Origin of the sequence: Fulvivirga aurantia, from assembly GCF_009711475.1 — a bacterium.
GTDB classification, from domain to species: domain Bacteria; phylum Bacteroidota; class Bacteroidia; order Cytophagales; family Cyclobacteriaceae; genus Fulvivirga; species Fulvivirga aurantia.
In genome coordinates this window covers 1-13763 of record NZ_SMMD01000887.1, presented here as the reverse complement: position 1 = coordinate 13763, position 13763 = coordinate 1, and the positions used below count along the sequence as shown (strand labels likewise).

14 protein-coding genes are annotated in these 13763 nt (G+C 39.3%); 5 read left to right on the top strand and 9 right to left on the bottom strand.

Annotated features, from left to right (window positions below):
• Positions 1–114: 114 nt before the first annotated feature.
• On the top strand, positions 115–2538 hold the full coding sequence (locus E1176_RS14950) for an ABC transporter permease (RefSeq protein WP_155211468.1): 2424 nt from the start codon (positions 115–117) through the stop codon (positions 2536–2538).
• Between the two features lie 69 nt (positions 2539–2607).
• Here the strand turns inward: E1176_RS14950 and E1176_RS14945 are convergent, their stop codons facing one another.
• The 8 genes from E1176_RS14945 to E1176_RS14910 form a co-directional block, all read right to left on the bottom strand.
• On the bottom strand, positions 2608–3387 hold the full coding sequence (locus tag E1176_RS14945) for a hypothetical protein (protein WP_155211466.1): 780 nt from the start codon (positions 3385–3387) through the stop codon (positions 2608–2610).
• A 56-nt stretch (positions 3388–3443) separates the two neighbouring features.
• Positions 3444–4460, bottom strand: a complete 1017-nt coding sequence (locus E1176_RS14940) for a hypothetical protein (RefSeq protein ID WP_155211464.1) — start codon at positions 4458–4460, stop codon at positions 3444–3446.
• Positions 4447–5253 (bottom strand): hypothetical protein, encoded by an 807-nt coding sequence (locus tag E1176_RS14935; RefSeq protein WP_155211462.1) that lies wholly within the window; start codon positions 5251–5253, stop codon positions 4447–4449. The genes E1176_RS14940 and E1176_RS14935 overlap by 14 nt, the downstream gene beginning before the upstream one ends.
• Positions 5246–5863: an RNA polymerase sigma factor gene (locus E1176_RS14930; RefSeq protein WP_343030546.1), complete on the bottom strand. Its 618-nt coding sequence runs from the start codon at positions 5861–5863 to the stop codon at positions 5246–5248. The genes E1176_RS14935 and E1176_RS14930 overlap by 8 nt, the downstream gene beginning before the upstream one ends.
• A gap of 115 nt (positions 5864–5978) precedes the next feature.
• Complete coding sequence (locus E1176_RS14925; protein ID WP_155211458.1) at positions 5979–6425, bottom strand: MarR family winged helix-turn-helix transcriptional regulator; 447 nt, start codon at positions 6423–6425, stop codon at positions 5979–5981.
• Between the two features lie 47 nt (positions 6426–6472).
• Positions 6473–7051, bottom strand: a complete 579-nt coding sequence (locus E1176_RS14920) for a YceI family protein (protein ID WP_155211456.1) — start codon at positions 7049–7051, stop codon at positions 6473–6475.
• 165 nt (positions 7052–7216) lie between these two features.
• Positions 7217–7471, bottom strand: coding sequence for an RNA recognition motif domain-containing protein (locus E1176_RS14915; RefSeq protein ID WP_155211454.1), 255 nt, complete (start codon positions 7469–7471; stop codon positions 7217–7219).
• Between the two features lie 185 nt (positions 7472–7656).
• A complete protein-coding gene (locus E1176_RS14910; RefSeq protein ID WP_155211452.1) occupies positions 7657–8358 on the bottom strand; it encodes a tRNA1(Val) (adenine(37)-N6)-methyltransferase in 702 nt (233 codons plus the stop codon).
• A gap of 102 nt (positions 8359–8460) precedes the next feature.
• Here E1176_RS14910 and E1176_RS14905 point away from each other — a divergent pair, with 102 nt between their 5' ends.
• The gene (locus tag E1176_RS14905) at positions 8461–10149 is read left to right on the top strand and encodes a formate--tetrahydrofolate ligase (protein WP_155211450.1); all 1689 of its coding nucleotides are present in this window, start codon (positions 8461–8463) and stop codon (positions 10147–10149) included.
• 5 nt (positions 10150–10154) lie between these two features.
• A complete protein-coding gene (locus E1176_RS14900; RefSeq protein ID WP_155211448.1) occupies positions 10155–10877 on the top strand; it encodes a hypothetical protein in 723 nt (240 codons plus the stop codon).
• 48 nt (positions 10878–10925) lie between these two features.
• On the opposite strand, the gene E1176_RS14895 is transcribed toward E1176_RS14900, so the two are convergent.
• Positions 10926–12332 carry a S41 family peptidase gene (locus E1176_RS14895; RefSeq protein ID WP_155211446.1) on the bottom strand — a complete coding sequence of 469 codons (1407 nt, stop codon included), beginning with the start codon at positions 12330–12332 and terminating at the stop codon, positions 10926–10928.
• 142 nt (positions 12333–12474) lie between these two features.
• Here E1176_RS14895 and fdhD point away from each other — a divergent pair, with 142 nt between their 5' ends.
• Together fdhD and E1176_RS14885 are read left to right on the top strand one after the other, a co-directional pair.
• Entirely contained in the window at positions 12475–13353 is an 879-nt protein-coding gene (gene fdhD / locus E1176_RS14890; protein ID WP_155211444.1) for a formate dehydrogenase accessory sulfurtransferase FdhD, read from the top strand.
• On the top strand, positions 13337–13708 hold the full coding sequence (locus E1176_RS14885; protein ID WP_155211442.1) for a DUF7009 family protein: 372 nt from the start codon (positions 13337–13339) through the stop codon (positions 13706–13708). Before fdhD ends, E1176_RS14885 begins: the two co-directional genes overlap by 17 nt.
• Positions 13709–13763 lie beyond the last annotated feature (55 nt).

The following is a 13763-nucleotide window of genomic DNA, read 5'->3' as shown; positions in this document are numbered from 1 at the left end:
CTTTGGGTAGTCTTTTCTTATGATAAAAGGTGTAACCATTATATAAATGTTGAGTCTTACCTAAGCAACCCTCTCTCATATAGGCTGTCATTAACACATCAAACAACAACTACCATGTTAAAAAACTATATCAAAATCGCTTTTCGCACAATCGCGAAGCAACGCGCCTACGCCTTCATTAATATTTTTGGATTGGCCGTAGGTATGGCCGCTACTATCCTTATTTTACTCTTTGTACAAGATGAACTGAGTTATGATGAATATCATACAAAATCAGACCAAATCTATCGTGTATCTCGCGAATGGCTCAACGCTGAAGGTGAAACTAGTTTGCATCTGGGTCATTGTGCTCCTCCTTTTGGCCCTCTATTACAAAACGACTTTGAAGGAATTATAGAAGAAGCTGTAAGGATAGGCTCAGCCTACAGTCCACTCATTGTGTATGAGAATAAGCGTATTGAAGAAAATAAGTTTTACCTGGCTGATGCCAATGTATTCAAAGTTTTCTCCTGGGATCTCATAGAAGGTGACCCTGAAACCGCTTTGGTAGAACCTGGAACTGTGGTGCTCACAGAATCTTCCGCCAAAAAGTATTTCGGTGAAGAAAATGCGATGGGTAAGGAGTTGATGTTTAATAATTTTGGTATGTCATTTCCATTAAAAGTTACTGGCATAACCAAAGATGTACCCCTTAATTCTCACTTTACCTGGGATATTATGGGTTCTTTTGCCACCATAGAACGAGCTTTTGGTCGGGAGAATATGATGCAAAATTGGGGGAGTAACAACTATGCCACATACCTGCTTTTACCCAAAGGTTATAACCCTGCAGAATTAGAAATTCAGTTTGGTGGTTTCTTTGATAAACACATGCAAATGAATGAGGGTAGAAAACCCTCGGAGACTAATAGGTTGCACCTCATGCCAATTACCGATATTCATTTGCACTCACACCTCGATTCTGAGATTGAACCCAACGGTGATATAGCTTATATATACATCTATGGTGCCATTGCAATATTTACTTTAATAATAGCGTGCATAAACTTTATGAATTTGGCTACGGCCAGATCTACCAAAAGAGCCAAAGAAGTCGGTCTGCGCAAAGTGATGGGCGCTTATCGCAGTGCCTTAATCCGGCAATTTATGATGGAGTCAATCATTTTTGCGATTTTAGGATTGGTAGTAGGGCTGGGCCTGGTATTTCTGGTTTTGCCGTATTTCAATGAATTTATCGGCAAGCAGTTGAGCTTAGATTTTATTGGTAATAACTTCATATTCTTACTCATGGTAGGAGTGGTATTGTTCGTTGGTCTGGTTGCAGGAAGTTATCCTGCTTTGTTTCTCTCAAAATTTCAGGCAGCGTCTGTTCTTAAAGGTGCCCATAAATCGACCGGCCAAAAGTTTAACTTACGCTCAGCACTAGTTGTACTACAGTTTTTTATCTCTATCGCGCTCATTACAAGCGTTGGTATTGTACAAGGCCAGTTAGATTATATGCGAACAAAGAACCTTGGTTTTAATCAAAATCATACCATGGTGCTGCCGAGTAGCGACACGATTTATAATCATTTCGAAACACTCAAAACCAGGTTTGAAAGACAGCCTGGCATTAAATCAGTGACATTGGCTAGCCGTGTGCCTTCAGGAAGATTACTCGACTCACAAGGTGCATCAGCAGAGGTCGATGGTGATATGAGAAACCTGACCTTTAGAATAGCCGATGTGCACATCGATCATACTTATCTAAGTTCATTGGAAGTAGAGTTTGTGGCTGGGCGTGATTTTGATCCCAATTTGGCAAGCGATTCATTAGAGGCATTTGTAATAAATGAAGCCACTGTAAGAGGTGTAGGCTGGGACTCTGCAGAAGAAGCGATTGGTAAGTCGTTTCGTTATGGCAATAGAAACGGGCAAATCATTGGTGTGGTTAAGGATTTTCATTTTGAGTCTCTACACCAAAGTATTGCGCCAATTGCATTTTTAATTACCAATGGCAGAGCACGTTCTGTAATTGTGAAATATGATATAGGTAAGAAAGATGAGGTTGAGAGCTATTTAAAAGAGCAATGGTCTTATTTGCGTGAGGGCTTTCCATTTGATTTTTATGAGTTGAGCGACCGGTTTAGCAACCAATATGAAAGTGAAGACCGGCTGGCAAAAGTGGTAACGTGGTTTTCACTACTTGCTGTATTTATCGCTGCTTTAGGTCTTTTTGGTTTGGCTTCATTTATCACTGAGCGTAGAATTAAAGAAATAGGTATCAGGAAAGTAATGGGTGCTACTGTGCTACAGGTGTTGGTTTTACTTACCAGAGGTTTTACCTTTTTAGTATTAATAGCTTTGGTACTAGCAGGGCCAGTGGCTTATTTCGGCATGGAATCCTGGTTGGATAATTTTGCTTATCAGGGCCCGATCAAACCGTGGCCATTTATAGTTGCGGGTGGGTTTGCTTTAGTGGTAGCCTGGCTTACAGTGAGTTTTCAGACTATAAGGGCGGCTCGCTCTAATCCTGCCGATTCTTTACGATATGAGTAATGATGATTTAGAACCTTAATATAAAAATTAAACAGCCGCGAATTTGCGGCTGTTTTGCGTTAGCAGTGTTTAGAGAACGACACCGAAGCTAAACGCATTGAGTTTAGGACCACGACCCTCAGCAAATAATTCGTTGATGTCGTAATTCACAAATAAATCTACACCTCTGTAGCCCATTTGCATTCTTACCCCATAGCGGAAGTTATTGAGGTAAAAACCATCCTTGTCTTTGTCTTTTTTGTCATCACCATCCATTTCTCTTACAGTTTTGGTGTAGCTGGCTATTTTATAACCTGCGTAGCCACCAGCCCCGATTCTAAATCCACCTTCATGATTCCAGTCGCACCAATCAAATTTGTCGCGAGTTCTGTTGCTTTCACCAAATTTGAGCATGGGCACAAGACTTACATTTACATAAGCTGCGGTCAATTTGCTTTTTACAGGGTCAAAATCTCCAGATACTTCAGAAAATTCAACTCCATCAGGGCCTTCGTTTAGTATTACGGCTGCATTTTGAAACTTGAAGTTATACCAGCTTATATCACCACCCCATTCCAGATTTACAGGACCCGAAATGTGAGTGTTATTGATTGACTTGAGTGCTACATACCATGAGCCAAATGGCTTTACTGAATATAATGCATTGCTTTCATCTGGCGACTTACCATCTTCCAGATAATTGTTGATTCCCAGGTCAATACCAAAGTCATTGTATGTACCATAATTCTTTCTTTTTTTGTCATCATCCTCATTTTGAGAAAAAGCGTTGAATGACAGCGCCATCATAAGCGCCATTGCAGTGAGTAGTCGTGTTGTTTTCATCTTGAGTAGTTGTTTTAAATTAGACATAGTTCTTCTGTTTTATCAGTATTAGTGATAATTAAGTGGTTGATATTCAGTAAGTTTTAGAGTATTATGCCGAAGCTAAAGGCGTGTAGTTTTGGACCTTTATTTTCGATAAAGAGTTCGTTGATATCGACATTGAGAAATAGATCTGTACCTCGATAACCCATTTGTAGTCGGGCGCCATACCGGAGGTTTTCGAGATGGAAGTTGTCATGATTTCTCACTTTGTCATCATCATCTTTGTCTATCACAAACTTGGTGTAGCTATCGAGTTTATAGCCTATATAACCTCCGGCACCTATTCTGAAGGACCCACCTCGGTCATCATTCCATAGACCCCGCCAGCTTTGTGAGCGACCTTTTTTACCTTTGCCAAATTGTAGCATCGGCACCATGTATAGATTACCATAAAAGACCGTTAATTTACTTTTGTCAAAATCAAGGTCGGGATCCAGGTCTTCGAAGAAAACGGCTCCGTTATCAGTATCTTCGAGACGGGTGCGGGTATTTTCAAATTTGAAGTTGTACCAGCTTACTCCACCGCCCCATTCCAGATAAAGTGGTCCTCCAATGTAGCTTTTGTAGATTGAGTTAATACCCACGTACCATGATCCAAATGGTTTTACCGTATATAATTCGTTATTCTCATCAGGAAATTTGCCGTCTTCTGTCACATAATTGTTCGTGCCGATATCAAAATTAAAAGAGTGTTTAGTTCTTGTTCGTCTTTTATCATAGTGATAAACTACTTCCACTTCTTTGGCTTCTTCTTCCGGCTCATTAATTACCTGCTCCTCACGGTTTACAATCACGGTGGTATCACTTAGAGTAGAGCCGTTAGATTTTATGATTGTCGAGTCTCCTGTCAATCTCAGACTAAGGTGGTCTAAAATCTCATTGAGATCATATTCCTGCATACTCTTCAAATCCTCTTTGTCATTAATGAGAAAGATGATTTTACTTTTCCCTACGTTTAAGATCAAAGAGTCGGTTTTTTCCTGTGCAATAGCAGGTAAGCTTGCAGCACCTGCTATTACCAGTGAAAGAATCGTTGTTGCTATTTTATTTAGAGCCATTGTTATCTTTTTTAAAGTTTAGGGCCAAAATCTCATTCTTTGCTTCCCTCAAATTCCCGAGGCCGGCTTCACTTTTTATGTCCTTCATCACAGTAAGTACTTTGCTTAAGCCTTTTTCATCCGTTGCCTGCGGACTATCAGACTTAGTTTGATTTGAATTTGCCTGCGCTACTGAAGTCTGAGTTTTGGTAAACTCACTTATGTCAAATTCTAATGTAGTACCCGACTTTACCTCCTGTTCCTCTTGTGGTGTAGATGCTTTTTCTATTTCTAAGGTTGCATCCGACTTTTCAACTGCTGCAATATTTTCTTTTTCCACAGCTAGTTCTTCAATCTTTTGTACAGGCTCAACTTTAGTAGTTTCTGCCTTTTTTTGAACTGGTGCCTCAATCTTTTCCTTAGGTGTCGGATTAGATTTGATATGTTGTTTTAGCGCATCCTGGTCAGTGACGGTATCGTCTTCCTCATTTTCAGAAACAGTATTTATTTCCTCATTTTCAGCCATTAATTCTTCCTGGTCTATAGAATCATCGTCAATGGGAGATTTAGTGTTGCTATTTTCAACTTTCTTATCCGCCATTGTTGGTTGCTCAATTGGCTGATCTATAGAAACCCATAAAATAGCACCCAGCGTGAACAAGATTAAAATGGCGGCAGCTATTCTTAAATATGGCCAACCCGCTTTTTTGCCGTTAGTTTGGGCTTGTATTTTATCCCAGGCATCTGCCTTAGGAGCTTTTTCAAGCTTATTGAGCTTCTTCTTAAATAGATTATCAAGTTCTTGATTACTCATAGCTTTTAATTTTTTCGTTATCCAACTTCTCTCTTTCTAGCAGTTGTTTTTGTAAAAGAGATCGTGCTCTGCTTAACTGAGACTTCGATGTATTTTCACTTATATTCAACTGCTGCGCAATTTCTTTGTGACTGTAACCTTCTATGGCATATAGGTTAAAAACCGTTTGGTAGCCAGTAGGCAAACTATGGATCATCTTTAAAAGATCTTCGGTCTCCAAATGATCGCTTAGTGTGTTGTAATCTGGTTCACGGTCGGCAGCTTCTATATCAACTTCAAGGTACATGCCCTTGTTTCTTCTTATAAAAGTCAAAGACTCGTTCACCATGATTCTTCTTATCCACCCTTCAAAGCTTCCTTCGCTTTTAAACTGGTCGATTTTCTCAAAAATCTTTACGAAAGCAGCAATCATAATGTCTTCTGCCTGATCAGCATCTTTGACATAACGTATACACACACCAAGCATCTTAGGAGCGTATTTCTCATACAGTTCCTTTTGTGCTTTGCCATTTTTTTTACGGCATTTATATATAAGTGACTCTTCGGTAGAGCTGTGTATATTCAATGTCATTGGTGCGTTCTCAGACCATAGATGCAAGATAGCAAACATTGGTTGCATCTATGATAGCGCTATTGACAGAAAAATTACTGCAGAAGGGTAGAGTGGCCTTTATTATGACAATAAAGGATAATTGTAATGATTAGAAACTATATGAAGGGTGTATTTACGACCTTACCTTGTCAAGTAGTTCGTTGAGCTTTTTGGCCTCTTCCTCATTAAGGTTTACGGTGGTATCAAGCTTTTCTACCGCTTTATCCATTTTCTTAAGTAAAAGGAGGCCATTATCTGATATTACAACATCAACGAGGCGTCTATCATCTGGGCAAGTACTCTTAGATACCAACTGTTTGGTAGTGAGTCGATCGACTATGCGAGAAACATCAGAATTTCTGTCGAGCATACGATCTTTTATGGCTGAGGTTGAAATTGATTGTGGGTGTTGGCCACGTAAAATACGTAGCACATTATACTGCTGAGGAGTAATATTATAGCTTTTAAAAAACTCCTTATGCTTGTTTGTGATCCAGCTGGAAGTATAAAGTAAGTTGATTGTTACTTTTTGCTGTTCACTATGAAATTTGTCCTGTTTTATTTCGTCTTCAATTCGCATGATAAGTCAAAAAGTTAAGGGGTGGGGTCCAAAACCCCACCGCAATATTAACCTTTTTTTATAATCTCTACATTACAAGTTATATCTACTTCTTCGCCAACAACCATGCCACCTGCTTCTGTTAAAGAATTCCATTTCAGCCCATAGTCAGTTCTGTTGACCATACCATTAACCTTAAAACCCGCCCTTGTGTTTCCATAAGGATCTTTAATTGTACCGTTATATTTTACCGGGAAATTTACTTGCTTGGTAACACCCTTCATAGTGAAATCGCCCACAAGCTCATATTGTTCACCTTTTTTTACAAGTTTACCATCAAACACGATTTTAGGGTATTTCTGAGCACTAAAGAAATCATCTGATTTTAAGTGACCATCTCTCTTTTCGTTGTCAGTGTCGATGGTATTTACATCGGCAGTAAAATTCACTTTAGCGCCATTAAAGTCGTCTTTTGTAGTTGTAACCGTTGCATCAAAATCTTTGAAGTTACCTTCTGTCTCTGAAATTACCATGTGAGAAACCGCAAAGCCGATGTTCGAATGAGACTTGTCAAGATTCCAGGTGGTCTGAGCAAATACAGCTACTGTAGTTGCTATGGCCATAAGTGTAAGTGTTAATTTTTTCATGTCTATTTGTTGATTTGATTTATGCACAAATAAACGATGTTTAAACATTAAAGTTTAAACAATGAATAATTATTTTGTTAAAAGTGGGTTAGGAAGGAGGAGGGTTGAAATAAAAAAGGCTACCAATAGGGTAGCCTTGTAATCATTTATATGATATTTTATGTCTTAGTAGCTTTCTGACTTAGGTCTTGCTTCTTTTACTACTATAGTTCTTCCATCAAATTCGCTTTCATTAAGCTGGCTGATAGCCGAGTTTGCTGCTTCATCGTCTGGCATCTCTACGAAACCGTATCCTTTTGATCTTTGGGTTTCTCTGTCAAAGATCACTTTAGCAGATGATACTTCTCCAAATTGTTCGAAGTGCTTCTGAAGCTCTTCACTTGTTGTCCTGTAATTAAGCTTTGCTACAAAAATGTTCATTTCAAAATAATAATTGTTAATAAATCATGGGTTGACGGGATTTCAATGCAAAGTTAATTTCGTTGGTTTTTTAGCACTTTTTGAAACTCCTTTGGATATAAACTGACGTCTTACCTTGATCAAATATAGTTTAATTAAATATTATTCACTATTAATTATTTCTTTTTGATAACTGCGGTTGATAATCACAACATGGGGTGAAAAGCTTGTGTAAGTGTCTTATAAGACTCATGCCAGGAGCGATCTTCGTTATAATGAACGATGGTATTTTGCACCAAATTTTTGGGCTCATTTTCAAATTGTAAAAGCAGGCGCTCAGTCGGTTTGTCTGCATATGGTAGAAAAGAAGTTTCTTTTGTTAGGTGTAAGCCTTTTTTTCTGCACATCTGTGTGAAATCCTTTCCTTCAGCATAAGGTAGGATGACACAGGCTTTTCCATTTACATTTAAGAGTCTGATAATATGCATCACCAGATCTTCAGGTGAAAGGTGTGATGTGTGTCTCGCCCTTCCTCTGCTCAGGTCAGGTGCAGATGTGCCTGCTACAAAAAATGGCGGATTAGTTACGATCAGGTCATACCCATCTGCTGTTTGATAATCCTTGATATCTCCTTCAAAAGCATTTAACCTATTATGCCATGGTGTACGCTTAAAATTACTGACCATTTCCGAGTAAGCTATTGAGTCTATTTCTACTGCATCTATTTGAGCATTTAGGTTGCGCTGAGCACACATCATTGCAATGAGCCCGGTTCCGCTACCAATATCAAGAATTCTTTTTGCCCCGGGAACATCTGCCCAGGCACCTAAAACTACCCCATCAGTTCCTACTTTCATGGCATTTTTATCATGCTGTATGTCAAACTGCTTAAACCTGAAGACTCCCATTTACAATCGTTTGCAATTGATATCCACAATAGTCTAAAATAAGTCGACTATTTAAGGATACATCGTTAATTTTAGCTGCAAAAATAAAGACCCAACAAGATTATGACTACTAATACACAGTATAAGTCAGATTTGGATATAGCCCAATCAACACAACTTCAGCATATAAAAGAAATAGCTCAATCTGTAAATGTAAATGAGTCAGACCTGGAAATGTATGGCAACTATAAAGCCAAACTTCCCTTAAACCTCATTGATGAGGAAAAAGTAAAAAAAGGTAATTTGGTATTGGTTACAGCTATGACCCCGACACCAGCTGGAGAGGGAAAAACCACCACTTCTATCGGACTCACAGAAGGACTTAACAAAATAGGCAAAAAAACCACCGTGGTGATTCGTGAGCCTTCTTTAGGCCCTGTTTTTGGTATGAAAGGAGGAGCTGCTGGTGGCGGATACTCACAGGTGGTACCCATGGAAGATATCAACTTACATTTTACCGGTGATTTTGCAGCCATAGAAAAGGCCAATAATTTGCTGGCAGCGCTAATTGACAATAACATTCAAACAAAGAAGAACAACCTCAACATCGACCCACGTACAGTTGAGTGGAAACGGGTGATGGACATGAACGATCGAGGGTTGAGAAATATAGTAAGTGGTATGGGTGGCAAAGCCGGAGGTATGATGCGCGAGACAGGCTTTAATATCACAGCGGCTTCTGAGATTATGGCCATTTTATGTTTAGCCAAAGATATTGATGACCTCAAAGAGAAAATAGGGAATATCTACATTGGAGATACTTATGATGGTGAGGCAATTTTTGCCAGAGATCTGAATGCACAAGGGGCAATGGCCGCTCTTTTAAAAGATGCCATAAAACCAAACCTTGTACAGACATTAGAGGGTAATCCGGCTATTATACACGGTGGGCCATTTGCTAACATAGCGCAAGGCACCAATTCTGTGATTGCCACAAAAATGGGCCTTTCTCTAACCGATTATGTAGTAACAGAGGCCGGGTTTGGAGCTGACTTAGGGGCAGAAAAATTTCTCAATATCAAATGTGGTTATTCCGGTCTTTCGCCTAAAGCCGTAGTGCTGGTTGCAACTATCAGAGCCCTCAAATACCATGGTGGGCATGCTTTGGAAGATTTAAAATCGCCTGATACTGTTTCTTTAGTCCGTGGATTGGCCAATCTTGAAAAACACATCGAAAATGTAAAAGCATATGGTGTGCCACCCGTAGTGTCAATAAACAGATTTGTCTCTGATACTCAGGATGAAATTGATATTGTAGTTAACCGATGTGAAGAACTAGGCGTGAGAGTTGCCCTTTGTGATGGTTGGGAAAAAGGAGGTGAAGGTACAACTAAACTAGCCGAGGAGGTTGTAGCGGCTGTTGAGTCTTGTGATGCTAAATACAAACCTGTATATGATTGGAATTGGAGTGTAAAAGAGAAAATAGAAGCTATAGCCAGAAAAGTATATGGGGCCAAAGACGTGGAGTTTTTGCCCAAAGCCAAGCAAAATCTTAAGAAAATTGAGCGTATAGGTTTAAATGATAAGCCAGTTTGCATTGCGAAAACTCAAAATTCATTTAGCGATGATCCTAAATGGCTAGGCCGTCCGGAGAACTTTACGCTTACAGTGAGAGAAATAGAAATTGCAGCCGGGGCAGGCTTTATTATACCTATTACTGGTAATATGTTGAGAATGCCAGGCCTACCGGCTACACCTGCAGCGGAAGGTATGGATATCGATAACAATGGTAAAATCACTGGATTAAGTTAATAGGTATGAAAAGAGCGTTTAAAGTTTTATTGCTTCTACTGGTTTTATTTGCTGCAACCAATGGTGTTTTTGCTCAGCAAGATCAACTGTATAAGACGGTGATAGTAAGAGCGACACCGGGAGGCCTACCATCACTTATCGATAAACTTAAATCTGATCTGGGCAAAATTGTTGAGAACGGAGGTGAGCAAGGTTATTTATTAAGACATAGTCAGGGAGACCAATGGGATTTGATGCTTATTGTACCTATTGCTACGTACAATGAGTATTTCAATGGTAAATCGGCCGAGATTTTAGAAAGAACATACGGCTCGGGCTATTATGACCTGATTGCCCGGCAAGAAGAAGCCTTTGTTTCAGGACCTTCTTTAGAGGAGTTTAAGGCTGTTTTCGAACCTCATTCGTTTTTTCATATAGAAATGTTTCTTTCATTAGGGGGGAAACAGCAGGAGTTGCTTAAAGAGCGTCAGATGGAAAATACATACCTCAATGATACTGGGAGGGCAGGTAATTTAATTTTTGTAAGAGAAAATGGCTTTAAGTGGGATGTTTTTACGATTGGTGGCTATAAAAGCTTAGAAAGCTATGCTGCAGGTGCCAACCAGCCTGAAGAAGTGCAGGAAGCAGCGGCAAAAAAAGCTGGATTTGAGTCTGCTTCACATATAGGATTTTACTTGCGAGAGTTGCTCAATGAGCACAGGGATACGCTTGCTGGAAAAGTAGAATAAATGGAAAAGGCTTCAATTTTGAAGCCTTTTCCGTTGTTTTGATACAATTTACTTTCTTTTGAGTGGTGAGAGCACCGCTCTGTTCGATCTGAGATGTTTGTCTATCGAACTACCAAGTGAGGTTACTTCATTTTTCACTCTTGCTGCTTTACGTCCTCCTGTAGACGTTCCGGCAATAAGCTCGATAGCTCTTGCCAAAAGTGGTTCGTTTACATCACCGAGTTGTATTAGTCTAAAATCTAATTCTCTTATTTTATTTTCTGCTAGAGGCGTAAAACCCTGACCATAATCTGAGAAGTCCTCACTATTAGCCAGTTTAATTACAATTGGTAATATGCCGTAGTTATTGTCTTCATTATCTGTATCCTCAAAAGGAATAGATCCAACATTTTTACCAACAGTAGTTTCACCAATGATGGTAACATTCATATAAGGAATGAGACCATTAATGACCAACTCACTTGCAGAAGCAGTGTTGCTACCTGTCAGAATATATACATTACCCCCAATACTACTTCCAACGCTGCTTGTCAGGTTTTTAAAATAGCCAAATAAGCGTTCTTCTCCATTGGGTTCATTTTGCCAGAAGTCGGTATAAAGTTCGTTCCATTGATTTTTGTAGAAAATATCAGTGGTTGTTACATCAGGAGCTACGTTGCTGGCTAATACAGTAGCCGAGTTTATCGATCCTCCACTATTATATCTCAAATCGATGACCAGATCATTAATACCATCTGATTTAAAATCTGTAAATGTCGCATTTAGTTCGTTGTCATAGGTATTATTGGTACCAGCCGAAAAGAAATTGTATACAAGATAGCCGATCTTTTTAGATGAAACGTTGAGCACAGTATCCAGGAGTATTGGATTTTCAGCGAATTGAACAGCGTCTAAATCAACATCATTTTGTGCTACATAAGTGTCACTGCTTTTGTTATATCGGGCATAAGAGAGCGTGTGGTCTGAAGATACCTGTCCAAATACGGTTTGATAATTACTCGTTGTGGCTGATTGTCCATTGACAGCCGTAATCAAATCGCCTCGCTGCAGACCTGCTTCATCTGCAGGACTACCTGTTTTTACGTACTTAATGAGGCCTACGATATTATCAGTGCCAGTCTCCTGTATTAGATAGAATTCATAACCAGCTTCTAAGGTAATACCGTTTAGCGAGTTAATTAAGTCCTGGTAATCAGGTACAATACCTGAAAATCGATCCCCATTAAATAATAATTCCCTAAAATAATCTGATGGATCTTGCTTTTTATTAACGTTATCTGGAATCTCAGCCGTCCAAAAGTATACCTCGTCCATAACATCAAAAATCCATGAATTAATTTCTTCCTCTAGAGTGAGATCTGTATCTGGAGTTGGGGTATCATCTTCGTTACAGGCCACCATGCCCATTGAAAAGGATATAAGTAATACTAAAAACGTGTAAAAGCGACTTTTCATATTGTGATTTGAGTTGTATTTCGTGAGTTAGGTAAACGCCTAATTATATTTAAAAATTCAAAAACCATTAAATATACAGATTGTTCAGGTCAAAATTGTATCGTCAAGAATCATATTCCTGAGATTTGGCTAACTTTATATTATGCAAAAACATCGGGTAGCAGGTGTAGAAATATTGAAGCGCTCAGAAAGCGGGGAGTTAAGAAAAACCGACCTACTAGCAGTAGAGGAGCCTCTCGAACTACGATTAGAATTTGGTGACGCACAGCACAGAGAAGAGAAAAGCCTTGCAGTAACTATGCGAACACCCGGTCATGATTTGGAGTTAGCTCTCGGCTTTTTGTTTACAGAAGGCTTTATCAAAAGTGCGGATCAAGTTAGACAAATATTCCATTGCGAACAGGTAAAGAGTGAAGAGGAAAGAGGTAATGTGGTGAAAATATGCCTTCAACCCGATGTGACGGTAAATCTGGCAAATACAGAACGAAATTTTTATACCTCATCCAGCTGTGGTGTGTGTGGGAAGGAGTCTATAGAGGCACTTTCGTTTTATTGCAAAAAAATTGACAGTCCGCTCAAGATTGCAGAAAATATACTATTTGCTGCTCCGGAGAAGATGCGAGCGGCTCAGGATGTCTTTGAGCATACCGGAGGATTGCATGCAGCTGCTTTATTTGATCAGACAGGCGAATTAAAATTACTTCGTGAAGATATTGGTCGTCACAATGCACTGGATAAACTAATAGGTGCGGCTTTGGCAGAGGATATGATTCCATTGCACGAATATTATGTTGTAGTAAGTGGTAGAGTGGGTTTTGAGCTGGTGCAAAAATCTACAGCGGCAGGCATTCCATTATTAGCGGCAGTAGGTGCTCCTTCGAGTTTAGCAGTAAAACTGGCAGATGAGTACAATATGACCTTGGTTGGCTTCTTAAGAGACAAAAAGTATAATATATACACTGGAGAACATCGAATTGAATTAAACCAACAAAAGAAATTAAGTGATGAAAATACGTATTAAAGGAAATAGCTTACGCTTAAGACTTTCTCAATCAGAAGTGGAAGAATTCGTTTCTGATCAGATCGTAAGCGATAGCATTAGCTTTGGAAACAATCAATTGATCTACGCACTACAAGCTGAAGAGCGGGAAAACATAGCAGCTAAATATGATAATCATTTTATTACAGTCTGTGTACCACAAAGTCTTGCCAGTACCTGGGCCACAACCGATCAGGTAAGTTTAAGAGAGGAATTCTTATTGAATGATAGTGAGAAATTATCTATTTTGATCGAAAAAGACTTTCAATGTTTAAAGCCACGATCAGGTGAAGATGAAAGTGATCTATATGCCAACCCTCTGGCTGAGAAATCTTAGGATTCATATATTTCGAAATTATTTCAAAGGTCCCTCGACTACGCTCGGGATGACA